This is a genomic window from Sphingomonas degradans, assembly GCF_053502645.1.
In genome coordinates this window covers 1,269,111-1,295,295 of the sequence record NZ_CP177172.1, presented here as the reverse complement: position 1 = coordinate 1,295,295, position 26,185 = coordinate 1,269,111, and the positions used below count along the sequence as shown (strand labels likewise).

Annotated in this window: 21 protein-coding genes; 7 read left to right on the top strand and 14 right to left on the bottom strand. The window is 66.5% G+C overall.

The window, feature by feature from the left end; genetic code table 11:
• Positions 1–178: 178 nt before the first annotated feature.
• Positions 179–1,159, bottom strand: coding sequence for a cupin domain-containing protein (locus ACG3SL_RS05760; RefSeq protein ID WP_448664183.1), 981 nt, complete (start codon positions 1,157–1,159; stop codon positions 179–181).
• Positions 1,160–1,226: 67 nt separating this feature from the next.
• Entirely contained in the window at positions 1,227–1,955 is a 729-nt protein-coding gene (locus tag ACG3SL_RS05755) for a GntR family transcriptional regulator (protein ID WP_448665076.1), read from the bottom strand.
• Positions 1,956–2,280: 325 nt separating this feature from the next.
• Here ACG3SL_RS05755 and ACG3SL_RS05750 point away from each other — a divergent pair, with 325 nt between their 5' ends.
• On the top strand, positions 2,281–3,963 hold the full coding sequence (locus tag ACG3SL_RS05750) for a carboxylesterase/lipase family protein (RefSeq protein ID WP_448664182.1): 1,683 nt from the start codon (positions 2,281–2,283) through the stop codon (positions 3,961–3,963).
• Positions 3,964–4,074: 111 nt separating this feature from the next.
• Positions 4,075–4,389, top strand: coding sequence for a hypothetical protein (locus tag ACG3SL_RS05745; RefSeq protein WP_448664181.1), 315 nt, complete (start codon positions 4,075–4,077; stop codon positions 4,387–4,389).
• 40 nt (positions 4,390–4,429) lie between these two features.
• Here ACG3SL_RS05745 and ACG3SL_RS05740 read toward each other — a convergent pair whose 3' ends face one another.
• A complete protein-coding gene (locus ACG3SL_RS05740; RefSeq protein ID WP_448664180.1) occupies positions 4,430–4,768 on the bottom strand; it encodes a VOC family protein in 339 nt (112 codons plus the stop codon).
• A gap of 54 nt (positions 4,769–4,822) precedes the next feature.
• Between ACG3SL_RS05740 and ACG3SL_RS05735 the strand changes: the two genes are divergently transcribed.
• Positions 4,823–5,893, top strand: coding sequence for a PA0069 family radical SAM protein (locus ACG3SL_RS05735; RefSeq protein ID WP_448664179.1), 1,071 nt, complete (start codon positions 4,823–4,825; stop codon positions 5,891–5,893).
• A gap of 68 nt (positions 5,894–5,961) precedes the next feature.
• Here ACG3SL_RS05735 and ACG3SL_RS05730 read toward each other — a convergent pair whose 3' ends face one another.
• The 5 genes from ACG3SL_RS05730 to rutB are packed head-to-tail and all read right to left on the bottom strand — an operon-like array spanning position 5,962 to position 10,221.
• Positions 5,962–7,197 carry an SGNH/GDSL hydrolase family protein gene (locus tag ACG3SL_RS05730; RefSeq protein WP_448664178.1) on the bottom strand — a complete coding sequence of 412 codons (1,236 nt, stop codon included), beginning with the start codon at positions 7,195–7,197 and terminating at the stop codon, positions 5,962–5,964.
• A 56-nt stretch (positions 7,198–7,253) separates the two neighbouring features.
• The gene (rutA, locus tag ACG3SL_RS05725; RefSeq protein WP_448664177.1) at positions 7,254–8,315 is read right to left on the bottom strand and encodes a pyrimidine utilization protein A; all 1,062 of its coding nucleotides are present in this window, start codon (positions 8,313–8,315) and stop codon (positions 7,254–7,256) included.
• A 15-nt stretch (positions 8,316–8,330) separates the two neighbouring features.
• Positions 8,331–9,107, bottom strand: a complete 777-nt coding sequence (gene rutD, locus ACG3SL_RS05720; protein ID WP_448664176.1) for a pyrimidine utilization protein D — start codon at positions 9,105–9,107, stop codon at positions 8,331–8,333.
• Complete coding sequence (gene rutC, locus ACG3SL_RS05715; protein WP_448664175.1) at positions 9,107–9,490, bottom strand: pyrimidine utilization protein C; 384 nt, start codon at positions 9,488–9,490, stop codon at positions 9,107–9,109. Before rutC ends, rutD begins: the two co-directional genes overlap by 1 nt.
• Positions 9,491–9,492: 2 nt before the next feature.
• Positions 9,493–10,221, bottom strand: a complete 729-nt coding sequence (gene rutB, locus ACG3SL_RS05710) for a pyrimidine utilization protein B (RefSeq protein ID WP_448664174.1) — start codon at positions 10,219–10,221, stop codon at positions 9,493–9,495.
• Between the two features lie 117 nt (positions 10,222–10,338).
• Between rutB and ACG3SL_RS05705 the strand changes: the two genes are divergently transcribed.
• Together ACG3SL_RS05705 and ACG3SL_RS05700 are read left to right on the top strand one after the other, a co-directional pair.
• Positions 10,339–11,535 (top strand): diguanylate cyclase, encoded by a 1,197-nt coding sequence (locus tag ACG3SL_RS05705; RefSeq protein WP_448664173.1) that lies wholly within the window; start codon positions 10,339–10,341, stop codon positions 11,533–11,535.
• A gap of 61 nt (positions 11,536–11,596) precedes the next feature.
• A complete protein-coding gene (locus ACG3SL_RS05700) occupies positions 11,597–14,215 on the top strand; it encodes a M1 family metallopeptidase (RefSeq protein WP_448664172.1) in 2,619 nt (872 codons plus the stop codon).
• 21 nt (positions 14,216–14,236) lie between these two features.
• Here the strand turns inward: ACG3SL_RS05700 and ACG3SL_RS05695 are convergent, their stop codons facing one another.
• Complete coding sequence (locus ACG3SL_RS05695) at positions 14,237–15,841, bottom strand: long-chain fatty acid--CoA ligase (RefSeq protein WP_448664171.1); 1,605 nt, start codon at positions 15,839–15,841, stop codon at positions 14,237–14,239.
• 107 nt (positions 15,842–15,948) lie between these two features.
• Positions 15,949–19,428, bottom strand: coding sequence for a DNA polymerase III subunit alpha (gene dnaE / locus ACG3SL_RS05690; RefSeq protein WP_448664170.1), 3,480 nt, complete (start codon positions 19,426–19,428; stop codon positions 15,949–15,951).
• A 244-nt stretch (positions 19,429–19,672) separates the two neighbouring features.
• Between dnaE and ACG3SL_RS05685 the strand changes: the two genes are divergently transcribed.
• The gene (locus ACG3SL_RS05685) at positions 19,673–20,161 is read left to right on the top strand and encodes a hypothetical protein (RefSeq protein ID WP_448664169.1); all 489 of its coding nucleotides are present in this window, start codon (positions 19,673–19,675) and stop codon (positions 20,159–20,161) included.
• A gap of 1 nt (position 20,162) precedes the next feature.
• Positions 20,163–20,588 (top strand): hypothetical protein, encoded by a 426-nt coding sequence (locus ACG3SL_RS05680; RefSeq protein WP_448664168.1) that lies wholly within the window; start codon positions 20,163–20,165, stop codon positions 20,586–20,588.
• 195 nt (positions 20,589–20,783) lie between these two features.
• On the opposite strand, the gene ACG3SL_RS05675 is transcribed toward ACG3SL_RS05680, so the two are convergent.
• The 4 genes from ACG3SL_RS05675 to ACG3SL_RS05660 form a co-directional block, all read right to left on the bottom strand.
• On the bottom strand, positions 20,784–21,263 hold the full coding sequence (locus ACG3SL_RS05675; protein WP_448664167.1) for a glutathione peroxidase: 480 nt from the start codon (positions 21,261–21,263) through the stop codon (positions 20,784–20,786).
• A complete protein-coding gene (locus tag ACG3SL_RS05670) occupies positions 21,260–21,943 on the bottom strand; it encodes an ABC transporter ATP-binding protein (protein WP_448664166.1) in 684 nt (227 codons plus the stop codon). The genes ACG3SL_RS05675 and ACG3SL_RS05670 overlap by 4 nt, the downstream gene beginning before the upstream one ends.
• The gene (locus ACG3SL_RS05665; protein WP_448664165.1) at positions 21,936–23,186 is read right to left on the bottom strand and encodes a lipoprotein-releasing ABC transporter permease subunit; all 1,251 of its coding nucleotides are present in this window, start codon (positions 23,184–23,186) and stop codon (positions 21,936–21,938) included. The genes ACG3SL_RS05670 and ACG3SL_RS05665 overlap by 8 nt, the downstream gene beginning before the upstream one ends.
• Before the next feature lie 510 nt (positions 23,187–23,696).
• Positions 23,697–26,147: a TonB-dependent receptor gene (locus tag ACG3SL_RS05660; protein ID WP_448664164.1), complete on the bottom strand. Its 2,451-nt coding sequence runs from the start codon at positions 26,145–26,147 to the stop codon at positions 23,697–23,699.
• Positions 26,148–26,185 lie beyond the last annotated feature (38 nt).

Here is a 26,185-nt window from a genome sequence, read left to right as displayed (position 1 = left end):
TGGCCGACGTCGTCAAGCGCGCCGAACACGGGCAGTGAAATTATCCTATGTCGCTGTTTTTACGTATATTTTCGACGCGCGACCATCCCGGCCCAGACCCGTGCGGGCCGTGGGCTTTCGCCATGTGCGGGGCCAGCGGCGGTCCTCTGCCGCCGGCCCGGATCGCGGTTCGCAGCGCTCAGTGGTCGCGCGGCTGGTAGTTATGCAGGCCCTCGGGCCGAGGATTGATCGCCAGGCGGGTCGCGGTGCCGGTGCCGCCAAAGCTCGCCCGGTGCCAGCGCCCCTGCGGCGCATAGACCACGTCGCCGACTTCGGCGGTGAACAGCTTCTGGCCTTCCAGCAGGTAATCCACCTTGCCTTCCAGCACGACCCAGAACTCGGAATAATCGACGTGGAAATGCCCGAAATCGGTAGCCGGCGGCGGCGGTGCCCCTCGCCCGCGGAGGATGTTGGCAAAGGTCTTGTCGTCGCGCACGAATGGCCCGCCGCGGCCATTGGCGGCCACGACATCGCGCTCGAAATCGACATACGGTTTGTTCACGGCGTCATAGGTGCCTGTGCCCGTATAGCGCACCTTCACATACCGCTTGCCCTTGCGCGGAGTCGGCGTCTCGGTGATCGGGTAGAGCGGCGTTGCCCCCGCCTGCACCACTTCCAGCCGCACGGCGGGCTCGGTGCCGATCGCTTCCATGCTGTACGGCACGCGATAGGGCACCTGGACCAGATAGCCCTTGGTCGCGACGAACGGCGCCTGCCCCTCGATCGTGAAGCGGATCTGCCCGCTTTGGATAACCCAGAAGGCGCGGCTGTCGGCCCAGAGTTGCGGCTTGGTCTTGTCGCCGGGCGCCATCGCGATGAACCGCGCATCGAAATCGCGATCGGCGACGACCGGCTCGACCCAGCGCGGCTGGCCGGCATGCTTGCGCAGGATCTCGGTCAGGCTCCAGTGCGGGCGATTCGGCGCCTGCCATGCCGTCGCGGGCACGGGCTGGGGCGACCATGCCTGAAACTCCTGCATACGGGGCGGGCCGCCCGGTCGCGGCCCCTGACCGGGCCCCGGTCCCTGCCCCGGTCCCGGTCCCTGCGCTTGCGCCCAACTGGGCACCGCAAGCAGCATCAGCGCCACGGCGGCGACACCGCCCGCGAGTTTCGTAGCCATCGGCATTCCTCCCCAATCGGCCGGCATTATTGCCTCGCCGAGACGCCGCGCAGCGCGACGCCGATCCCTAAATCTCCGCCCGGCGCCTCCGGAAACCATCCAGCGTTGCGCCGGATTGCGGTTGCTGCAGCGACGACACTTTCTCCATGCGCGCGCGCGACCGCTCCAGATGGCGCCGCATCGCCGCCTCTGCCCCTGCCGAGTCATGGGCGAGCAGTGCACGCAGCACATCGGCATGTTCCTGCGCGGCTTCCTCGGGCGCGTTGGTGCTGTAGAGAAAACGGAAGATGTGCAGATGCACGTGCAGCCGCTCGATCGTGTCGGCGATGAGCCGATTGCCGCTGCCGTTCGCCACCAGCCGATGCAGCATCGCATCCGCCTCCGCGAAGCGCGCATAGGCGCCGCCGGTGCCAGGCTGGATCTGCGACATCTCCTCTTCCATGCGACTCAGCACGGCCAGCGTCTCATCGTCGATGCGCTCGGCGGCACGCCCAGCGGCATAAGGCTCGATCAGCAGCCGCAGCTCATAGAGGTCGTTGACCTCTTCCCACGTCATCTGGCTGCTCGCGCGATAGCCGACGTTCGGCACCTTGTGGACCAGGCTTTCCGCTTCCAGCCGGCTCAGCGCCTCGCGCACCGGCGTCTGCGAGATACCCAGGCGCCGGGCAACGGCGTCGATCCCGATCCGCGCGCCCGGCGCGATCTCCATCGACACCAGCATCGACAGCAGATGCTCATGCGCCCATTCGACCAGCGTGGGCCCCGGCGTAGCGCGCGGCTGCCGATACCCATCCATCGCACCCAACAGGGGTTCCCGATTATCCAACGCCACACACCTTAAAAATTACGCTGCCTCACTATATGATATCAGATTCAGACCGCAAACACCTCAATTGTCTAAGTAATACTCCGACTACTCCCCGCGCCGACGGGGAGGCGCCAAAGGGCTGCGCGCCTTTCAATCCCTCGATGCCGTAGCGGCATTTCACTCGCCCGCCCGGTCATCCGCCGCCACTTTCCCAACGACGCGACGCACCACCCGGACAAAATCGTTGTAAAGCGATACATATCATATAGGATATTATCAACGGTCAAAATAAGCCGGGATTTGGGAGGGAAAAATGGGCGACTCGAACGAGAGCATCGCGATCAGCCGGAGGATGCTGATCGGCTCCGCAACGCTGGGTGCCGGCATGGCAGCCTCCGCACCTGCGCTCGCCTATCGCGGCATCGGCAGCGCGGCACCGACGCGCACCGGCACCACCCCGCGCTCCGCCATCGCCCGCACGCAATATGGCAAGGTGCGGGGCTTCGTCGCCAGCGACGTTTTCCAGTTCAAGGGCATTCCCTATGGCGCCGACACCGGCGGCGAGAACCGCTGGCTCCCCGCCAAGCCGCCCACGCCCTGGGCCGACGAATATCCGGCGCTGGCCTATGGCGCGAACTGCCCGCAGACGCTGCACAATTTCCGCGCCGTGGAGCACACCTTTCTCCAGCAATGGGACGATGGCTTCCTGGGCGAGGACATGCTCAAGCTCAACGTGTGGACGCCTTCGCTCAGCGGCAGCCGCCCGGTGATGGTCTATTTCCACGGCGGCGGGTTCAGCTTCGGTTCGTCCTACGAACTGGCGTCGCACCACGGCGCCAACATGGCGCGCAACCATGACGTGGTGCAGGTGTCGATCAACCACCGGCTCAATGTGCTGGGATTCCTCGACCTCACCGATGTCGGCGGATCGGCCTATGCGGAGTCGGTCAATGTCAGCATGACCGATTGCATCGCCGCGCTGCGATGGGTGCAGGAGAATATCGCCAATTTCGGCGGCGATCCGAACAAGGTGATGATCTATGGCCAGTCGGGCGGCGGATCGAAGGTCACGACCCTGCTGGGGATGCAGCGCGGCAAGGGGCTGATCCATCGCGCGGCGATCATGTCCGGCGGCGGCGGCAATATCCCGACGATCGAGCAGTCGCGCGAGTTTTCGCGCCGGGTGGTCAAGGCGCTGGGCATCGGCGCCAAGGATATCGGCGCGCTCCAGAAGATGGACTGGAACACGTTGTTCACCACCGGCAGCAAGGTGGCGGCCGAGATCAACGGCCCGATGCGCCCGAACGCGGCGCTTGCCCCCGGCAGCAGCGCGAACCCGACGCCGCGTGTCGGCTGGGCGCCGACGATCGACGGCGCCGTCATCGACATCCGCTCGTACCAGGAAGTCGCGCCCGAAGCCTCACGCGACGTGCCCGTGCTGATCGGCAATGTCAGCGAGGAAGGCACCAGCATGAGCCGCAACCCGACCGAGGCCGAATGGCGCGCGCAGCTGACCGAGTCGCTGGGCGCCGAAAAGGCGAATGCGCTCGTCGATGCGATGAAGAAGGCGCATCCCGAAAAGGCGATCCGCACGCTTTCCTATGGCGTGGGCGGGCTTTCGGGGCGCAACAACGTCCAGCGGATGGTGCGGCTCAAGCACGCACAGGGCGCCGCCCCCGCCTACCAATATCATTTCCAGTGGCAGTCGCCCCAGCTGGATGGCGTGGCGGGCGCCTGGCACACCGCCGAGCTTGCCTTCGTCTTCGACAATGTCGAGCGCTGTGACCAGGGGACCGGCAACACGCCCGAGGCGCGGGCACTGGGCCGCACGGTCTCCACCGCCTGGGCCAATTTCGCGCGGACGGGCAATCCCAGCCAGCCGGGGCTGGCCTGGACGCCGAGCGATCCGACACGCTGCCAGACCATGGTGTTCGACACCCGCTCGCGCATGGTGGACGATCCCGAAGGCGCAGTGCGGCGCATCCTGCTCGCGTAACCGCACGCGCCCGCCAAAGCTGAACCGCGCCCGACAACCCGGTTCAGCAACGCGAACGACGCGGTCCGTTACCTCTTGGTGCAGCGGGATATTGCAAGAGAGGAACGAACCATGAGGATTGCACAATGGATCGCCGTCGCCGGGCTGGCCTTTGCCGGGATCGCCAGCGCGGCCCCCCCGGTAGCGGCGGCGCCGGTCAGCGCGGGCGCGAGCGTACTGGTCGTCGGCGCGCAGAGCTACGGCCATGATTATCAGCGCGGCGACCGCTATGACCGCCGCGATCGCCACCGCCGCTATGATCGCCGCCATCGCGGCTGGGACCGGGGCCGCTATTATGGCGGCGGGCGCAGCCACTATCGCGCGCGCCGGGTGTGCTGGAACGAATGGCGCCGTGGGCACCGCGTCGAGGTTTGCCGCCGCCGCTGAGTGAACGGACGCCGGCCTTCGGGTCGGCGTCCTCTCCGCGCTACGCCGCCTCGTTCACGAACACGCCCAGCAAATTCCCCGCCGGGTCCCGGAAATGAAAGCGCCGCCCGCCGGGATAGGCGAAGATCGGCACCTCGATCGTGCCTCCCGCCGCCTCGACCCGCGCCAGCGCGCCCTCCAGGTCGGTCGTCTCGACCAGCGGCAGCGGCACCGCGATCGGCTGGTCCCCCGTACCGTTCAGCCCCAGATCGACATCGCCCCCGGTCATCGCCGCATACTCCGGCCCGAAATCGGTAAAGGCGAAATCGAACGCCTGCGCATAAAAATCGCGCACCGGCCCCACGGCACCCACCGGCAATTCCACATAGCTGATCCGCACCCGTCGCCTCCCTTTGTTCTTTTAATGTTCTATTTCTTTACCTATGCTTTGGCAATGGAGAAACGCAGGCCCGCACGCGGCGCGACCGAAAACGGCGTGAGCACGCGCTTCAACCTGCCCCAGCGCGAGGCGGACGGCGACTGGCGCGATGCGCAGACGCTGGTCGACGGCACGCCGCCCCCGCCCCGCACGACGGTCACCGTCGAGACTCCCCGCACGATCATCACGCGCAACCAGTCGCCGGACGTCGGCTTCGATCGCTCGATCAACCCGTATCGCGGGTGTGAGCATGGCTGCATCTATTGCTTCGCCCGGCCCAGCCATGCCTATCACGACCTGTCACCGGGGCTGGATTTCGAGACGCGGTTGTTCGCCAAGCCCGATGCGCCGGCGCTGCTGCGCGCCGAACTGGGCAAGCCTGGCTATGCCTGCCGCCCGATCGCGTTCGGGACCAATACCGACCCGTACCAGCCGATCGAGCGCGAATGGCGGATCACGCGGGGCTGCATCGAAGTGCTGGCCGCGTGCGACCATCCGATCACGATCACCACCAAGTCGGATCGCGTGACGCGGGACCTGGACCTGCTGGCGCCGATGGCGGCGAAGGGACTGGCGGCGGTGATGCTGTCGGTCACCACGCTCGACAGCCGGATCGCGATGACGCTGGAGCCGCGCGCGGCGCATCCCGAAAAGCGGCTGGCGGCGATCCGCACGCTCGCCGATGCGGGCGTGCCGGTGTTCGTATCGATCTCGCCCGTAATCCCGGCGATCACCGATCATGAGATGGAGCATATCGTCGAGCGCGCGGCGGCGGCGGGGGCGCGGGCGGCGTTCTTCCTGCCGGTCCGCCTGCCCCACGAAGTCGCGCCGCTGTTCCGCGCCTGGCTCGACACGCACTTCCCCGACCGCGCGGGCAAGGTGATGGCGATCATCCAGTCGCTGCGCGGCGGCAGGGACAACGACCCCGATTTCTTCTCGCGGATGCGCGGGCAAGGCCCCTGGGCCGAGTTGCTGCGGACGCGGTTCCAGATCGCATGCCGGCGCTACGGGCTGGAGGGCGATCGCATCCGCCTGCGCACCGACCTGTTCCGCAGGCCCGCGGGGGCGCAGGGGGAGTTGTTCTAGCCGCCCCGTCACCCAGCAGAAGAAGCGGGGCCCCGGGTCAAGCCCGGGGTGACTAAAAGGGCGTGCCCTTACTGGAACACCGCCAACGGCACCGCAGCCGCCATTGCAGCATACCCCACGATCGACGGGTGCAGCCCGTCATTGTCGAAGTCCGCCCGCAGATAGTTCGGGCGCGCCGGATCGCGCATGGCGGCATCCAGGTCGATCACGGCGTCGAAATTGCGCGACGCGCGGATCCACGCATTCACCGCGGCGCGATCCGCCTCGTTCTGGGCATCGGGATGGTAATAGCCGGAACGCCCGAACGGCAGGATCGTCGCGCCGATCGCCTTGATCCCGTGGGCGCGGGCGCGGGCGACGATCTGGCGATAGGCGCCGATCATCCCCTCGACCAGCGCGGCATGGGCCTCCGCACTGGCGGGCGCCTCGCGCGTCAGCGTGCCCAGGTCGTTGACGCCCTCCAGCACGATCAGGTGCGTCACCCCCGGCGGGCTCAGCACGTCGCGATCAAAGCGGGCGAGCGCGTTCGGCCCCAGCCCGTCGTTGAGCAGCCGCCCGCCGCCGATCCCGGCATTGAGCACCGCCAGCGGCATCTTCGCCGCACGCAGCCGCGCCTGCAGCGCGTCGGTCCAGCGCGCGTTGGTATTGGGCTGGACGCCGTACCCGTCGGTGATCGAATCCCCCAGCACCACCACGGCGGCGGCGCGCGAGTCGACTACTTCGATGCCGCCGAGCTGATACCAGCGGTCGACCTTTGCCGCGTCGGGCAGGTCGGCGGCGGCAGTCTGGTTGCCGCGCACCGTGTACGATGTGGCCCGCGATCCGGGGTGGCTGGTGAGCTGTGCCGGCGGCTGGGGCAAGTGGATCGAGATCGTCAGGTCCGCACCCGCCGGCACCGCCAGCGCCACCGGATCGCTCCAGTAATCGGCGCCTGCCGGGATGACCGCGCCCGGCTTGCCGCCAAAGGTCAGCGTGCGCAGCGTCGCCGGATCGATACGGGGAGAGGCAAGATCGGCCGAGCGCGCGATCGTCGCCGCGCCGATCGCCAGCGGCGCCGTGCCGAAGGCGTTGGAGAAGCGCACCCGCAACTGCTTGCCCGCGATCTGGATGCGCACCACCTGCCGCAGCGTCGCGTCGGTCAGCGTGGCCGGCGGCAGGCTGTTCGCCTCGCTCGGCACCAGTTGCGACGTCGCCCAGGCGGCAACCCAGCGCTCGCGCCCCTGTGCCGACGCCGCCGAGGGCGTACCCGCCAGCGCGAGCAGCCCCAGCAGCGCGATCCCCGCGCGGCGTCCCAATCCAGCCATTACCCTCTCCGTCACTATGATACCGCTACCATAGCTCCGGCCCGGGCAAGCGCAACTCAGCGGTTGCGGCTCTGCATCAAAGGCTGGATGCGCGTGCCGAACGCCTCGACGCCCTCCAGGAAGTCGTCGAAGGTCAGCAGCACCCCGCCGGTGTTCGGCACCTCGGCCATTTCGTCCAGCATCCGCGCGACGCTGGCATAGCTGCCGACCAGCGTGCCCATGTTGATGTTCACCGCCCCCTCCGGCGCCGCGAGCTGTCGGACATTGGTGTCGGCGTTGACCTTGTCCTTCGCCCCCTGTTCGGCGAGCCAGGCGATGGCGTCCATGTCCACGCCGTCATTGTACGAGCGCCACTTGGCCATCGCCTCCTCGTCGGTTTCGCCGGCGATCACCATCACCAGCACGAAGACGGACACCGCGCGCCCGGTCCTGGCGGTGGCTGCCGCGAGGCGTTCGTTGTTGAAGGCAAAGGCAGTGGGCGTGTTGACGCCCTTGCCGAGGCAGAACGCATAGTCCGCCCATTTGGCGGAAAAGGCGAGCCCGTCATCGGACGATCCCGCGCAGATGATCTTCATGTCGCCCTGCGGCTGTGGGCGGACGAGGCAGTCGTCCATCTGGTAATAGTCGCCCTTGAAATCGCTGCGCCCCGTCTCCCACAGTTCGCGCAGGATGTGCGCATATTCGTCCAGCATCTTGTAACGGTTGCGAAAATGCTCGTCGCCGGGCCACAGCCCCATCTGGGTATATTCGGGCGGTTGCCAGCCGGTGATGAGGTTCAGCCCGAAGCGGCCATGGCTGATGCTGTCGATCGTGTTGCACATCCGCGCGGCAAAGGCGGGCGGGATGATGAGCGTTGGGCAGGTCGCATAGATCTTGATCCGCTCGGTCACTGCGGCCAGCCCGGCCATGAGCGTGAAGCTCTCCAGCCCATATTCCCAGAACTGCGTCTTGCCGCCGAAGCCGCGCAGCTTGATCATCGACAGCAGGAAATCGAGGCCATGCTTCTCGGCCCGCAGCGCGATTTCCTTGTTCAGGTCGAAGCTGGGCAGATATTGCGGCGCGTTTTCGCTGATCAGCCAGCCATTGTTGTTGATGGGAACAAAGACGCCGACCTGCATTGCGAAACTTCCTTGTCAGTTATCGAGCCAGCTCAGGAGCATCCGGTCAAAGGTGCCGGGGTTGGTGACATTGCACGCATGTCCGCCCGTCATGCGCGCCAGCACCGCGCCGGGGATACCGGCGGCGAGCCGTTCGGAGCAGGCGGGCGGCACCAGCATGTCGTCGTCGCTTACGACCAGCAGCGTGGGGACGCGGATCTCGCCCAGCCGATCGCGGATGTTGAAATGGCGCACGGCGGCGATCCGGCGCTGGACCATCTCGACGTCGGGGAAATGGGCGAGCAGATGCTCCTCTTCTTCCTCCAGCCGCGCATGGTTCTCCGAAATCCATTGCGGGGGATAGAGGAACAGCGGCTGGGCGTGCAGGAAGGGGCGCGGGCCGTTACGCAACAGCACCAGCCGTGTGTCGAAGCAGCGCGCGGTGTGCGGATCGAGCCGGTCCCAGCCGTTGATGACCACCAGCCGCTCGACTCGCTCGGGCTCAGCCAGCGCGAGCGCGAGGCCCGCCAGCCCGCCTGCCGCATGGCCGATCACCGTCGCGCGCGGCGCCCCCGCTGCGGCCAGCACCAGCCGCATATCGTCGGCCATCCGCTCGACGGTAAGCGTGCCCTCAATCGTGCGGTCCGAACGCCCGGTGCCGCGATGGTCATAGGCGATGACGCGGTGGCGCGCGGAAAGCGCGGCGAGGTTCGGGGCCCAATAGCCTGCCGATCCCCCCAGTCCGGACGACAGCAGCAGCACCGGCGCGCCCGCCGGGCCATGCTCTTCCCAATACAGCCCGCCCGCCTGCATCAGCCGAGATGCGCCACGGAGGCGATCTCGACCAGGCACTCGGGCTTCACCAGATCGGCGCGGATGCAGTAGCGCGCGGGCTTCGCGCCCGGAAAATACTCGGTATAGACGGCGTTGAACGCGGCGTAATCGCCCAGGTCCTTCAGGAAAATGTGGTTCATCGCGACATCGGCCATGGTCGCGCCCGCCGCCTCCAGCGTGGTCTTGATCACCTCCAGCACATGTCGGGTCTGCGCGGCCGCATCGCCGACATGCAGCACCGCCCCGCCCTCACCCAGCGCCAGCACGCCCGAGACATAGACGGTGTTCCCTGCCTTCGCGCCCGCCGAATAGGGGGCGATGGGGGTCGGGAATTGCGGCGGGTTGATGGGCTCGAAAGGCATCGTCACTCCTGTTCCGTCTGGCCGAAGCTGCCGCAGAAATCCGCGCTGGTGGAGACCCAGCCGAAGAATTTCTCGACATTGTACACGCTCGCCTCCTGCAGCATCGACGGCCCCAGATGGTGCGTCGCGTCCTCCAGCATCACCCCGAAATATTCGAGGTGAAAGCCGTCGCGGAGGGTGGATTCGACGCAGACATTGGTGGCGATGCCGACGAACACGATCGTCCGGATGCCGCGCGCGCGCAGCACGCTGTCCAGCTGCGAGTTGAAAAAGGCGGAATAGCGGGTCTTGCCCAGCACGATGTCGCCGTCCTGCGGCGCGAGCCCGTCGACCAGCGCATAGTCCCAGCCGCCGCGAGCCAGCAGCTGCCCCGCGAGTTCGGGACGCGCGCGCATCGTCTTGAGCGCGTTCGATTTGTGCCAGTTGGGCGATCCCGGCCCGCCCGCCTCGACATAGCCGGGGTCCCAGCCATTCTGGAGATAGACGATCTGGACGTCCGCACCGCGCGCCACGTCCAGCACGCGGGCGATCCGCCCGATCGTCCCCGCCGCGCCGGATATGTCGAAACCCGCCAGATCGACATAGCCGCCGGGCGTCGCATAGGCGTTCTGCATGTCGACAACGACCACCGCCGTCTCGCTTGGCACCACCCGGATGGGTTCCGGGCGCGCGGGCAGCGTTACCGCCGCCATGCTCGTCGCCGCGCTTCCAACCGTGACGCCCTGGGTCATGTGCCCTCCCTCGACACTGCGAGGGTGAACCACCCGCCACGCCCCGGCAAGGGTATTCGCGCAACTTCTTTCGCGGCGTTAACGAAGTATCGGCAGCTTTGCGCGCATGAGTACGCGATGGGATCGCACAACGACATTGCCGAGCGAAAGTCCGCGCGCCGTATTCATCTGTGGGGATTCGGCGCGCTCGGCGCGCTAGCCGTGCTGCTTGCCGCTATGACCGTGAACGTGTTCGATGCGGCGGCGGATCGCCGGCAGGCAGAGGCACTGCACCTGCATACGTTGCGCGTCCTCCTGACCGCCGGGAAGACCGGCGACGCGATCAACGACGCGCTGCGGGGCGAAGGCGGCTACCTGCTGACACACGACCCGCTCTTCCTGCGCTCTTACATCGACGGCAGGCGCGAAACGCCGCGCCTGTTTGCCGAATTGCGGGCGCTCACGGCCGAGAATCCCCGCCAGCACGCGAACATGCGGGCGCTCGGTGCGCAACTCGACGGCTATTTCGCGGTTCTCCGCGAAACGCTGACGTTCGAGGAACAAGGCGATCTGCTGGAGGCGGTGGCCACGATCCGCGACGACATGCGCCGCCGTGACATTCAGCAGATCCAGGCGACACTGGGCCGGATCGAAGCGGAGGAGCGCCGCGTGCTTGCCATTCGCGAGCGGGCGAACGAACGTGCGGTGGTCCGGCTAGAGGAAACACAGATAGCGCTGGCGGGGCTGGCGATGTGCTTCCTGCTGGTCAGTGTCGTCACCGGCATCGCCGCCGCACGCGCCCGCGCCGAGACGCTCGCCACCCAGGCGCGGCTGCGCCACGCTGCGGCATCGGACGAACTGACCGGCCTGCCCAATCGACGCGCGTTCCTAGCCGCGCTGGATGCGGAGATCGCCCGAACCCAGGGAAGCGACGCCCCCCTGTCGCTCGCGATGATCGACGTCGATCATTTCAAGGCGATCAACGACAATTTCGGCCATCAGGCCGGCGATGATGTGCTCCGCAGCTTTGCCGCCGCACTGCCCCATACGCTGGGCGCGCACGCGCTACCGGGGCGGCTCGGCGGCGAGGAATTCGGCATCCTGATGCCCGAGACCGATGGCGAAACGGCCGGACAGACGGCGGAACGAATTTGCCAGGCGATCGCCGCACTGCGCCCTAAGGTTTCGTGCGGCGTCGAAGTTCCGCTGACGGTCAGCATCGGGATCGCCCGCTTCCATCCCGGCGAGAGCCGCGACGGGCTGCTCGCGCGTGCCGATGCCGCGCTGTACGAAGCCAAGGGCGAAGGGCGCAACCGCGTCCGCCTGGCCGCGTAACGACCATTGCCACGCAGGCGGCGCTAACTTACGCAAGGGCACCCTCCGCACAGGAACCTTGATGCGCCTTCCAGTCCTCGCGCTCTGCGCCCTCGTCATCCCCGCCACCGCCTATGCCCAGGTCGATCCGCAACCGACCGGCAAGCTGCCGGATACGGTTACGCCGATCGCGTACCGGCTGAACCTGACCATCCTGCCGGATCAGCCGCGTTTCAGCGGGCATACCGAGATCGAAGTCGAGCTGAAAAAGCCAGCCTCCGCCGTCTATATGCACGGGCGCGACCTGCACGTGACCAAGGCCGTGGCGATCATCGCGGGCAAGGAAAAGCCGGTCACCTTCACGCAAAAGACGCCGCTCGGCCTCGCCCTGCTCGATTTCGGCAAGACGGTTGCACCGGGGAAAATGACGCTGCGCTTCGACTATGATGCCGCCTTCACCGATTCCCCGGCGGGCATGTACCATCTGAACATCGACAAGCAGTGGTATAGCTGGACCCAGTTCGAATCGATCGACGCGCGCGCCGCCTTCCCCTCGTTCGACGAGCCGGGGTACAAGACGCCGTTCACCGTATCGCTCACCACGCGCAAGGGGCTGGTCGCGATCAGCAACGCGCCGGAGACCGGCACGGCCCCGGCGGGCGAGATGGTCACCCACAGCTTCGCGCCCACCAAGCCGCTGCCAACCTATCTGATGGCGTTCGTGGTCGGCCCCTATGCGGTCGCCGAAACGGTCGTTCCGCCGACGCCGCAGCGCAAGGACCCGCTGCCGCTGCGCATCGTCGGCACCCAGCCGAACAAGGACAAGCTGCAATTCGCGCTCGAACAGTCCGGCCCGATCGTCGCGCTGCTCGAACGCTATTTCGACCAGCCCTTCCCCTATCCCAAGCTGGACCAGATCGGGTCGCCGGTCATGCCGGGCGCGATGGAGAATGCCGGCGCCGACATCTATGGCGACGGCATCCTGTTCCTCGACGCGGATTCGTCGAAGGCGGACAAGCAGACCTTTGGCATGGTCGTGGCGCATGAGCTGTCGCACCAGTGGTTCGGCGATCTCGTCACGCCTGCATGGTGGGACGATATCTGGCTGAACGAGAGCTTCGCCAACTGGATGGGCTATCGCATCGGCAACGAATGGCGGCCCGACCTGAACATCGGCATCGACGGGCTGGCCGAAGGGTTCGACGCGATGGACCTCGACGCGCTTTCGGCAGGGCGGCCGATCCATGAGCGGATCGCCAACGACGCCGACATCAACGCGGCATTCGACCAGATCACCTATGGCAAGGGCGGCCAGGTCGTGGCGATGATCGCCGACTATCTGGGCGATACCAAGTTCCGCGACGGCGTGCGGCTGCACATGCAGCGCCACATGTATGCCAACGCCAGCACCGACGAATTCTTCACATCGCTGGCCGACAGCGCCAAGGACCCGCGCGTGCTGGCATCGCTGCGCAGCTTCGTCGATCAGCAGGGCGTACCCGTGATCGCGCTGCATCGCCAGGGCAATGCGCTGACCGCGACGCAATCGCGCTACGCCTATTTCGGCAGCAACGCGCCGGCGGAAAAGTGGATCATCCCGCTGTGCATCCGCCGTGGCGCGGACAAGAGCTGCACGCTGCTCGACCAGACGACTCAGCCGGTGGAGGCAAAGGGCACCGGCCCGATCGTCCCCAATGCGGGCGGATGGGGCTATTACCGCTTCGATCTCGATCCCGCCGATTGGGACGCGCTGATCGCTGCCGGGCCGACGCTGCCCGAGGGCGAGGCGCTGGCGCTGAACGACAGCCTGTGGGCATCGTTCTATGCGGGCAAGAACGGCGTTGCCCGGCCGATCGCGCTGGCACGGGCAATGACTGCGCACCCCTCGACCAAGATCATGTTCGAGAATGCCGACGAAGTCCGCGCCCTCGATGCGCACGGGCTGATCACCCCGGACGCAGCGCCCGCTTATCGCGCGCTGATCGGCGCGCTCTATGCGCCTGCGCTGGCGAAGCTGGGCTTCGATCCCGCCGCCAGTGTCTATGCCAAGGAGGACCGCGAGACTCGCAAGCTGCGCGCCGACCTGGTCCAGATCCTGGCCGACACCGGGCATGACGCGGCGCTGCGGACCAAGCTGGCGACGGCGCTCGATGCCTATATCGCGGGCGACGCCAAGGCGCTGGACCCGCGCTTCGCGACGCTGGCGGTGTCCACTACCGTCGGCGATCGCGGCGTGCCCTTTGCAAAGGCAATCGCCGAAAAGGCACTGGCCGGCCCGCCTGCGCTGCGCCAGAGCGCGTTCATGGGCATCGCCGGATCGGGCAATCCCGATGTCGCGCGCTGGTTCCTGAACGAGTTCAAGGACGAACGGCTGAGCGCGACCCAGCGGCTGTTCACCACCGCCACGCTGATGAAGTCGCCTGCAACGCGCGATCTGGCGAGCGATTACATGCTCACCAACTACGACGCCTTTGTGAAGGCTGGCGGCGGCGGCGGCATCTTCTCGGGCAAGGCTGCGCAGATGTTCGGCATCCTGTGCTCGCTGCCCCAGGCCGATGCCGTCGATGCCAAGCTGCGCCCGCAGCTGGGCAATGAGAGCACGCTCAACCTGGACCGCTCGCTCGACGCGATCCGCAACTGCGCCCGCTTCCGCGATGCGAAGGCAGGCGAAGTCAGCGCGGCGATCGTCGCCGGTAAGTAACGTCTAACCCCGGCTGGCCGCTCAGGCAGCGGCCAGCCGGAAATCCTTGTACGCCGCGCGGATCGCGGTCTTGAGCAGCTTGCCGGTCGCCGTGTGCGGCAGCGAATCGACGAAATGGACTTCGTCGGGCAGCCACCATTTGGCGACGTGCTGCGCCAGATACGCCAGCACCTCTTCCGCCGTCACGGCGCTGTCGGGCTTGCGCACCACCAGCAGGATCGGGCGCTCTTCCCAGCGCGGGTGATAGACGCCGATCGCGGCGGCCTCCGCCACACCGGCACAGCCGACAGCGGCGTTCTCCAGCTCGACCGAGCTGATCCACTCGCCGCCGGACTTGATGACGTCCTTCGCCCGGTCGGTGATCTGCATCGTCCCATCCGGGTGCAGCACCGCCACGTCGCCGGTGTCGAACCAGTTGTCGGCATCGACCGCCGGGCTCTCCTCGCCATAATATTGCGCGATGACCCAGGGGCCGCGCACCTGGAGACGGCCCGAACTCTTGCCGTCGCGCGGCTGGACCGTGCCCTCGTCGTCGACGATGCGCAGTTCCACGCCGAACGGCACCTTGCCCTGCATCGCCACCTGATCGACCTGCTGCTCGAAGCTTAGCTCGTCCCAATTGGCCGGCGGCGCGCCCATCGTGCCGATGGGGGAGGTCTCGGTCATGCCCCAGGCATGGTTGACGCGGATTCCCATCTTCATCAGCCGCTCGATCATCGCGCGCGGCGCCGCCGATCCGCCGATCGTCACGATCTTCAGGTGCTGCGGCGTGTCGCCGGTCGCGTCGATATGCTGGAACATCCCGAACCACACCGTAGGCACGCCCGCGCTGTGCGTCACCTTCTCCCGGTTCATCAGCTCGCACAGCACCTTGGGCTCGTTCACGGTCGAGAACACGAATTTCGCGCCCACCGCAGCCCCGGCAAAGGGCAACCCCCAGCCGACCGCATGGAACATCGGCACGATCGGCATCGCCACGGCCTGAGTCGAAAGCTCGAACACCGCCGGCTGCAATTCGGTGATCGCGTGGATCACGGTCGAGCGATGGGTATAGACCACGCCCTTGGGATTGCCGGTCGTGCCGCTGGTATAGCACAGCATGCACGGCTCGCGCTCGCTGCCCTCGACCCAGCGATAATCGCCGTCCTCGCGGGCGATCAGCGCCTCGAACCCATCGGGCCCGTCGCTGTCGAAACAGATATAGTGCTGTATCGTCTTCCATTCGCCCCGCAGTCGCTCGACGATCGGCGCAAAGGCGCGATCGTACAGCAGCACCCGGTCCCCGGCATGGTTAGCGATGAAGGCGAGCTGGTCGTCGAACAGGCGCGGATTGATCGTGTGGATCAGCCCGCCCATCCCGATCGCCCCATACCAAGCGACCAGATGGCGGCTATGGTTCATCGCCATGGTCGCCACGCGATCGCCTTGGGCGATACCCAGCCGCTCCAGCGCCTGTGCCAGCCGCCGCGCGTCGTGCGCGATGCCGGCCCAGTCGGTGCGCGTCTCGCTGCCGTCCGCCCATCGCGTCACGATCTCGCGGCGCCCATGCTCGCGCGCCGCGTGATCGAGCAAGCTCGATACCCTAAGCTCGAAATCCTGCATGCCGCCAAGCATCACGCTCTCCATCGCCATTCTTGTTTGGCGAAGGGTAACGCTCTCGCGAGGGTGGAGTCGAGAGCCGCGCGTATTTCATTATGTGTGCGGAGACGCGCGCCCCCGTACCCGATGCAGGATTATGCCGCAGCGGCCAGCGTTACGTCGGGTCGCCCGAACTCGGCGGCGCGGATGCCGGGCATCGCGCGGATGCGGGCGACCAGTTCCTCCTCGATCAGGAAGTTGCGGCCGAGCACCACCTCCGCCTGCCCCTCAGCGCCATAGGGCACCCAGAGCCGCACCGTGCTGCGCCCGCCGCGCAGGGGGCCGATCACCTCGACCAGCCGCGCGATCGCGGCGGCATCGTCGATATGCAGGTCGAGTAGCAGCCGCGCGCTGTTCGCCAGCGCCTCAAACGGCTGGACGCGCTTCACCGACACGCGCGGCGTATCCTCGCCCGCGCGCTTGTCCAGTTCCACGGTCAGGATCGCGCAGCTTCCCGCCTTTGCCGCCTCTTCCATATCCTTTGCCGCCAGCTCGTCGAAACAGGTCGTCAGGCACTGGCCGCTGGTGTCGGAGATCGTCGCCATCAGATAGCGATTGCCCCGCGCAGAGGTGCGCCAGCGCGCATCCTCGACCAGCGCGGCGATGGTGGAGCCCACCCGCGCGCCATCGGGAATGGGCACTTCGCCCAGCGTCACAATGTCCCGCGCGCCGTGCATCCGGGCGAGCTGGGCATAGCGGTCGAGCGGATGCGCCGAGAAATAATAGCCGAACGCGTCCCGCTCCGCGTTGGTGCGCTCCATCATCGACCAGTGCGCAGAGGCCGGCAACTGCACCGCCCCGCCGCCGGTATCCGAATCGCCGAACAGGCCGCCCTGCCCGCTGGTCCGGCTCTCCTGCGTGCGCTGCGCCACGGCCAGCACCGTCTCGGCCGCCGCGAACAGCCCGGCGCGGTTGGGCTCGATCCCGTCGAACGCCCCGGCGCCCGCCAGCGTCTCCAGCTGCCGCTTGTTGATGAGGCGCGGGTCGATCCGCTTGGCGAAATCGTCCACCGACTGGAAACGGCCATTGGCGTCGCGTTCCTCGACCAGCAGTTCCATCGCCCGCTCGCCCACGCCCTTCAGCGCGCCCAGCGCATAGCGCACGGCATAGCCCTCGCCATGTTTCTCGACATTGAAGTCGGCCAGGCTCGCATTGATGTCGGGCCCGAGGCAATCGATCCCCAGCCGGCGCATGTCATCGGCAAAGATCGCCAGCTTGTCCGTCTGATGGATGTCGTACGCCATGGATGCGGCGAAGAACTCGTGCGGATAATGCGCCTTGAGCCACGCCGTCTGATAGGCCAGCAGCGCATAGGCGGCGGCGTGCGACTTGTTGAAGCCGTATCCGGCAAACTTGTCGATCAAATCGAACAGCTCGTTGGCCTTGGCCTCCTTGATGCCGTTCACTTCGGCGCAGCCCTTGACGAAAATGGCACGCTGGGTGTCCATCTCCGCCTTGATCTTCTTGCCCATCGCGCGGCGGAGCATGTCCGCGCCGCCCAGCGAATAGCCCGCCAGGATCTGCGCGGCCTGCATCACCTGTTCCTGATAGACGAAGATGCCGTAGGTTTCGTTCAGGATCGGCTCGAGCAGGTCGTGCGGATAGACGATCGGCTCGCGTCCCGCCTTGCGGTGGCCGAACATCGGGATGTTATCCATCGGGCCGGGGCGATAGAGCGAGACGAGCGCGATGATGTCGCCGAAATTGGTCGGGCGCACTGCCGTCAGCGTGCGCCGCATCCCTTCGGATTCCAGCTGGAACACGCCCACCGTGTCGCCGCGCTGGAGCAGGTCATAGACTTCGGGGTCATCCCAGCCGAGCGCGTCGAGATCGACCTCGATGCCCCGGTCGGCGATCAGCTCGACGGCCTTTTTGAGCACCGACAGCGTCTTGAGGCCCAGAAAGTCGAACTTCACCAGGCCCGCACCTTCGACATATTTCATGTCGAACTGGGTGACCGGCATGTCCGATCGCGGATCGCGGTACAGCGGCACCAGCTCGGCCAGCGGCCGATCGCCGATCACCACGCCGGCGGCGTGCGTCGAGCTGTGGCGCGGCAGCCCTTCGAGTCGCATCGACAGGTCGATCAGGTGCCGGACGCCGCTGTCGGTCTGGTATTCGTGGTGGAACTCGCTGACGCCGTTCAGCGTACGCTCCAGCGTCCAGGGGTCGGCGGGCAGGTTCGGGATCTGCTTCGCGAGCCGATCGACCTGGCCATAGCTCATCTGGAGCACGCGCCCCACGTCCTTCAGCACCGCGCGCGCCTTCATCGTCCCGAAGGTGATGATCTGCGCCACATGGTCCGCGCCATATTTCTGCTGGACATAGCGGATCACTTCGCCGCGCCGCGTTTCGCAGAAGTCGATGTCGAAGTCGGGCATCGACACACGTTCCGGGTTCAGGAATCGCTCGAACAGCAGGCCCAGCTTGAGCGGATCGAGATCGGTGATCGTCAGCACCCACGCGACCACCGAGCCCGCGCCCGAACCACGCCCCGGCCCCACCGGAATGTCGTGCGCCTTGGCCCATTTGATGAAGTCGGCGACGATCAGGAAATAGCCGGGGAACCCCATCTGGATGATGACGTCCAGCTCGAATTCCAGCCGGTCCATATAGCGTTTGCGCTGCTCCGGGTCTGTGATCCCGGCCTTTTCCAGCCGCATGTCGAGCCCCGCCAGCGATTGCTCGCGCAGCATCCGCGCCTCGCCCTCGCGGTCGCCGGCCAGGCTGGGCAGGATCGGCTTGCGCTTGGGCGCGGCGACGGCGCAGCGCTGGGCGACGACCAGCGTGTTCTCGATCGCCTCGGGCAGGTCGGCGAACAGCGATCGCATCTCGGTCGCCGGCTTCATCCACGCATCGGGCGAGCTGCGTGGGCGATCCTCGCTGGCGATGTACGACGAATTGGCGATGCACAGCATCGCGTCATGCGCCTCGTGGAACGTTTCCTCGGCGAAGCAGCATGGATTGGTGCCCACCAGCGGCAGGTTGCGCGCATAGGCATAGTCGAGCAGCTTGGGTTCGGCCCGCCCTTCGACTTCGTTCAGGCGGCGGACGATCTCGATATAGAGACGGTCGGGGAACAGCGCCTCCAGCCGCGCGGCATAGGCCTCCGCCGCCGCGTCCTGCCCTTCGGCATACAAGCGCGTCAGCCCGCCTTCGGCGCCCGCCGTCAGTGCGATCAGCCCGTCGGTGCGGCCCTTGAGCCCCTCGAACGTGACATGCGCCTCCTCTTCGATCGGACGCCCCAGATGCGCCATCGACACCAGGTCGCACAAATTGGTGTAGCCCTGCTCGTCCTGCGCATAGAGCGCGATCCAGTCGATCGGGGCAGCCACGCCGTCGGGCATGTCGGGACGCTTGACTGCCAGAAAGGTGCCGATGATCGGCTGAACCCCCGCCTTCTTGGCGGCGTCGGAAAACGACATGGCGGCGTAAAGCCCGTTGCGGTCGCTGACGGCGGCAGCGGGAAAGCCCAGCTCGCGCGCACGCTTCGCGATCAGCTTCGGCTCGATCGCGCCTTCCAGCATGGTGTAGGACGAGAAAACCCGGAGCGGTACGAAACCCGAATGCGCCATTCGGCGGACCCTAGTCGCGGGCGGGGCACTTTGCCAACCGCCCACCGTGACAATCCACAGGTTAACGAGTCGTTTACCATACAATACGGCAAATACCCAATGGGGCCTGCCCTTAACGCGGAGTCGCGGAGCGGAGCGCCCCGGAATAGCGACTCGCCCGGACCCCGCTCAAGGTATCGTTAATGAAATCGCCGAAACGGTAACCGTCCTCGCGCGATCGCATTGTGTATCGAAGGGGGTAACCATGTCCGCGCTTTTCCACGGCAGTGCGCTTTGCGATGTCGAACCGGACGGGACCGTGCCGATCCCCGGCTTCGTCCGCGACGCGCTGGCCCCCGGCACCACCGAATTGCTGGTCGGCAAGCACCAGTCCGACGATTGTCTGGTCGGCTATGACCGCCGCCAGCTCCGCCGGATCGCCCACCGGACCGAGCGCCGCCGTCGCGCCGACGAAGCGCGCGGCGACGACGAACGCGGCCATTTCCGCCGGTCGCGCCGGGCGTTTGGCCTGGTCGACCGGATGCCGCGCGGCGAAACGACGCTGCGCATCCCCGCCGCGATGCGCCATCTGGGGCATATCGGCAATCAGGCGCTGTTCGTCGGCACCGGCGAGCGCTTCGAGATCTGGGCCCCCGATCGCGCGCTGGCGAGCGACGACGAACAGTTCCGCGCCCTCGCCGCCTATCGCGTCGAAACCCGCGAAACCCCCGACAGCAAGCAAGGAGTGCATTGAAATGGCGATACTTTGCTCGGTGCTCGGTCATGTCGCGATGGCAGACCGCCATTGCAATCAGGGGCTGGAGTTCGCGCTGTGCCACCATTGCGGCTGCGACCTGATCCGCAGCGAGGGAGAGGCCGACTGGGCCCCGGTGCCCGCCGGCTTCCGCGTCGTCTGGCGCGAGTTCGGCCGGGCGGGCGATGCCGCGTCGGTGGCGCAGCGGATGGCCCGCATGGCCGAGCCCGCCCGCCGCGACCTGCGCAGCCTGCAGGCAGCGCCGCGCCGCGCGCCGCGTAAACGCCCGATCCGGGGCGCCACGGCGATGGTCGGCACGCTGGTGAACCTGCGCCACCTCGTCGCTGCCGATGAGATGGCCGATCGCTCGGGCGTGGAGAGCAGCGGGCAATATGTCATCTGCCTGCCGGCCTCGGGCGTGCACTGAACGGAAGTATGCGGGCGTCGGCGCCCCCCTCCCAAAGCCGGCGTCCGCAGACTTCCCGCGCGGCGGCGGGTGCAATCGACTCCTCCCGCACCCGTCGCCGCGCACCCGCTTGAATGGATGGCGCCTTGTGCCGAGCGGCGCCCGTCATCCGTTCCCCGGTGGCGGGGCGCCCCCGCCTCGCCACCGAGCGATAGGTTAAAGCAGCGCCTCGATCGCGCCGGCGATGTCGCTGGGCTTGGTGGTCGGGGCATAGCGCGACACCGGCGTGCCGGTCCGGTCCACCAGGAATTTGGTGAAGTTCCACTTGATCGACTTCGACCCCAGCACCCCCGGCGCCGCCCGCTCCAGCGCGACGAACAGCGGCGCGGCGTTCGCGCCATTGACGTCGATCTTGCCGAACATCGGGAAGGTCACGTCATAGTTGAGCGAGCAGAAACTGGCGATTTCCGCCGCGTCGCCCGGCTCCTGCGCCCCGAACTGGTTGCAGGGAAAGCCGAGCACCGCGAATCCGCGATCGCGATAGGTGCGGTACAGCGCCTCGAGTTCGGCATATTGCGGGGTAAAGCCGCATTTCGACGCCGTGTTGACGATCAGCAGCACCTGCCCGGCAAAGGCCGACAGGTCGGTCTGGCTGCCATCCGGCGCCGTGACGGGAATATCGGTGATCGCGCTCATGCCTGTTCGACCAGCCTTCCTTCGTGCAGCCGCACGACGCGGTCCATCCGCGCCGCCAGCCGTTCGTTATGCGTGGCGATCAGCGCCGCAGACCCCTGCCCGCGCACCAGGCTGAGGAACTCCTCGAGCACCTTGTCCGCCGTCGCCTCGTCCAGATTGCCGGTCGGCTCGTCCGCCAGCACCAGCGCCGGGCCGTTGGCCAGCGCGCGGGCCACGGCGACGCGCTGCTGCTCGCCGCCCGAAAGCTGGTTGGGCCGGTGCGTCATCCGCGTGCCGAGTCCCAGCGCGGTCAGCAGCTGCGCGGCGCGCGCATCGGCATCCTTGCGCAGCGCACCCTTTATCATCTGGGGCAGGACGACGTTTTCCAGCGCGTTGAAATCGGGCAGCAGGTGGTGGAACTGATAGACGAAGCCCAGCTTGTCGCGCCGCACATCCGCGCGCCCGCCCGCCGGTAGCTGCGCGGCTTCCTTGCCGGCGATCAGGATCGACCCGTCGAACCCGCCTTCCAGCAGGCCCACCGCCTGGAGCAGCGTCGATTTGCCCGAGCCGGAGGGCCCGAGCAGCGCGACGATCTCGCCCGGCATGATGTCGAGGTCGACTCCGCGCAGCACTTCGATCGTGGACTCGCCCTGGACGAAGCTGCGCTTCAGCCCGCGCGTCTGGAGAACCGGCTCATTCATACCGCAATACCTGTACCGGATCGGTGCTCGCCGCTTTCCATGCCGGATACAGCGTCGCGAGGAAGGTGAAGAGCAATGCCATCAGGCAGATGCCGATCGTCTCGATCGGATCGGTGCGCGCCGGCAGCGTGGTGAGGAACCGCATCGACGGGTCCCACACCTGCTGCCCCGTCACCAGCCCGATGAACTGCACCACATTCGCGCGGAAGGTGATGAACAGGAAGCCCAGCACGCCGCCTGCGGCCACGCCCAGCGCGCCGATCGTCACGCCCACGGTCATGAAGATCCGCATCAGGCCGCTGCGCGTCGCGCCCATCGTGCGCAGCACGGCGATGTCGCGCGTCTTGGACCGCACCAGCATGATGAGCGACGACACGATGTTGAACGCCGCCACGATCAGGATGATCGACAGCACCGTGAACGACACGATCCGGTCCACCGCCAGCGCCTCGAACAGCTCGCGGTTCATCATCCGCCAGTCGTTGATCTGCCCGCGATCGCCGACCTTCTCCGCCAGCGGCGCAACGATCTTTTCCACATGGTCGGGATCGTTGGTGTCCACTTCGATCATGCTCACCGCATCGCCGAGCAACAGCAGCGTCTGCGCATCCTCGATCGGCATCACGATGAACACCTTGTCGAAATCATAGACCCCGACTTCGAAGATCGTCGCCACCTTGTACTTCACGATGCGCGGCATCGTCCCGAACACGGTGGCCGAGCCCTGCGGGTTGATGATCGATATTTCGCTGCCGATCGTCGCCCCCAGCGATTCGGCCAGCCGCGATCCGATCGCGATCTCTTCGCCGCCCGGATGGAGGCGCTTGAGCGAGCCCAGCACTTCCTTGCCCTTCAGCGCGGGGTTGGCGCGAATGTCCTCGACGCGCATGCCGCGCACCTGCGCGAACTCGACACGCCCGTTGAAGCTTACGAACAGCGGCTGTTCGATCAGCGGCGTCGCGCTGGTGACGCCCGGAGTCGCGCGCGCTTCGGCGGCGATCTGGCGCCAGTCGCGCAATTGCCCGCCATAGCCCTGGATCACGGCGTGACCGTTCAGCCCGGTGATCTTGTCGAACAGCTCGGCGCGAAAGCCGTTCATCACGCTCATCACGACGATCAGCGCGGCCACGCCGAGCATCACCGCGACAAGGCTGAATCCGGCGACGACGGCGATGAACGCCTCGCTCCTGCCGGGTAGAAGGTAACGGCGGGCGATCATCCGCTCGTAGCGCGAGAGTAACATGCGAACAGGGGCCCTGACGTGAGTGCTCGCCGGTTGCTCTAGGGCAAGCCGCCCGGCGCTGGCAATGGACGGCGGCAATTCCGACCGTGCGCCGGGATGTTGCCGATTCAACACAGGGTGCCGCCAATCTGCGACGCACCCTTGCAAAGCCGGTGACAAATGCCGCGTCAGGCCCTAGCAAAACTCCTGTCGAAACGCAGGCAAAGGCCGTGGTTCGGGGAGGGCTTTCGCCCCGCTTGTAGGCAAGTACAAGCGTGTGGGCAGAAGCCTGACAAAGGGGGCTGACGAGCATTCGTCACGCAGGCGACCGGGCTGGAAACAGTCCGGTCGTTTGTCTTTGGGGCTATTTTGTTTCCCGCGCGTGTCGGCATCGCGTCATCTTGCGCTGAATTGTAAAAAAAGGGAGGCAGCGCGGGCTCCGCCTCCCTTTCTCTATCGGACGGGGCCGGGTTTCCCCTGCCCCATCCGCCAACCTCCCCCGGCCATGGCGAGAGGTCAGTCCGTCGACGATCAGAACGACTTGCCGATCGTCAAACCATAAGTGCGCGGATCGCCGGGCTGGCCGACGATGAGCCCGGTGCTGCCCGACTGAGTCGAGAGCAGCTCGAAATATTTGGTGTCGAAGGCATTGCGGACCCAGGCGAACACGTTGAGGTCGCCCTTGCGATAGCCGGCGCGGAAGTTGGACAGCGAATAGCCGTCGATCCAGGTATATGCCGACGCCGACGGGTTGGACGAGAATTTGGACCGGTAGGTCCCGTCATAGCCGACATACACCTGACCGCCATTGGCCGTCGGCACATTGGCCTCGCCGCCGAACGAGAATGCCCATTTGGAGATACCCGGCAGCACCTGGCCGGAAATGTCGCAAGCCACCGGGCTGCGTCCGCCCGCCGTACCGGGCGCGGAAGGCGTTCCCGTGGTCACCGTGCCGCCCGAAAGCTCGGGCGGGCATGGCGCGTTGACGAAGCGTGTGTACGTCGCGTCCGTATAAGTGCCGTTGACATAGGCGTTGAACCGAGCGCTCGGGCGGAAGCTGCTGTCGAACTCCACGCCACGCGACCGCACCTGACCCGCATTGGCCAGATAGCCGCGAATCACGGTGAGCTGTCCGTTGTTCACAGTTGCCTGGTAATCATTCACCAGCGTCCAATAGCCGGCGAGATTGAAGGTCACGCGCCGATCGAGGAACTGCGTCTTAAGCCCCACTTCGAAATGATCGACCTTTTCGGGCTTCACGGTCTGGGTGCTGAGGTCGACTCCCGTACCAGCAGCGTTCAGCGGCAGACCGGACAGGTTGATGCCCCCAGATTTGAAGCTGCGTGCATAGGTCGCATAGGCGTGGATATCGGACGAAAAATCGTATGACAGCGTGAGGTCGCCCGAGACGTTCCAATCGCTGAAGCGCGGCGCATAGCTTTGCGGGGCCAGCGTCGCCGACTGATCGGCGTTCAGCGTGGTGCTGCCGGTCGCAGTGGTGACGACCGAGGTGTAGGAGCCGCGCTTCTTGTCATAGTTGACTCGCAGGCCCGGCTGGACGTGGAAACGATCGAACACTTCCCAATTCAGCTTGCCGAACACGGCGAAGCTGGTGTTGTCGAAGCTGATTGCGTTGGTCGAAGTCAGCCCGTTCAACACCGCCGGATTGCAGGCATTCGCCGTTGGTGTTGCACATCCGGCGGCCCCCGGCACCACGCTGGCGCCCGGATTGAGCAGCCAGCGGCTGGCCGCAGGCCCCTGCACCTGCGATCCCTGGGTGTTGATCGTCTGGTGGAAGAGGAACGCCCCCACCGTGTATTGCAACCGGCTTGCGCCGTTGGAGGCGAGCCGCAACTCCTGCGACCATTGCTTCTGCTGCGACGGGTTCTGCGAAACCGTGGTAATCGGAAGCCCGGTAAAGTCGCGGTCGTTCTGGGGCTGCCAGTCCCAATAGCGCCATGCGCTTACCGAAGTGATCGTCGCAAAGCCGATATCCCAGTTGGCGACGAGCGAAGCGCCTCCGACTTCCTGCCGCGAATTGATGCTGGCATCCAAATCGGTGACGCGGTCGAATGGGTCGGTGCTGGGCGGCCGATAGCCGAACGCGGCGGCGAGCGCGGCATATTGACGGTTCAGCGGTCGCTGCGTCGCGCCGACGCGCGCATAATATTGTACGCAGCAATCGGGGCTCTGGATATTCAGGTCGCCCGACAGGGTCAGGTCGAGCGACTCCGTCGCCTTCCACAGCGCCTGCCCCCGCACGCCGATATTGCGCTGGCGGTGCAGATATTCGCCGCTCGTGCTGTTGTAGATCGTCCCCTTGCGCGTCGTGCCCGAGGTGGACAAGCGCACCGCCAGCGTGTCGGTCAACGGGCCCGACACCGAGGACTTCGCCTGGACGAACTCGTAATTGCCCGCGCTCAGTTCCACCCGCGCCTCGGGCGTGAAGCTGGGCGCGCGCGTAGTGATGTTCAGCGCGCCCGCCGTCGTGTTCTTGCCATACAGCGTGCCCTGCGGCCCGCGCAGCACCTCGACGCGCTCGACATCGACGAAATCGAAGGTCGATGCGCCGATCCGACCGATATAGACGCCGTCGACATAGAAGCCGACGCCCTGTTCGATCCCGTCATTGGTGAGGCCGAAGGGCGCGCCGAGCCCGCGGATGTTGATCGCCGAGTTGCGCGGATTGCTCGAATAGAATTGCAACGCGGGCTGGAGCTGCTGGAGCCGGTTCACGTTGAACGCGCCGGTATCGGCCAGCTGCTCGCTCGTCAGCACCGACACGGCGATCGGCACGTCCTGAACGCGCTCTTCGCGCCGCCGCGCCGTGACGACGATGTCGTTGCGGTCCTGCACGGCTGCGGCCTCGGGATCGTCCTTTACCGCTGCCTTCGGGGCAGTCGGGTCGTCATGCGCCTGCGCCACGGCCCCCAGCGGAGATACAGTGGCAAGCAGCAGCAATGACAGCGAAGACAGGCGCATCGGATTCCCCTTGTTTTTCCTTGGGCTGAATCTCCATC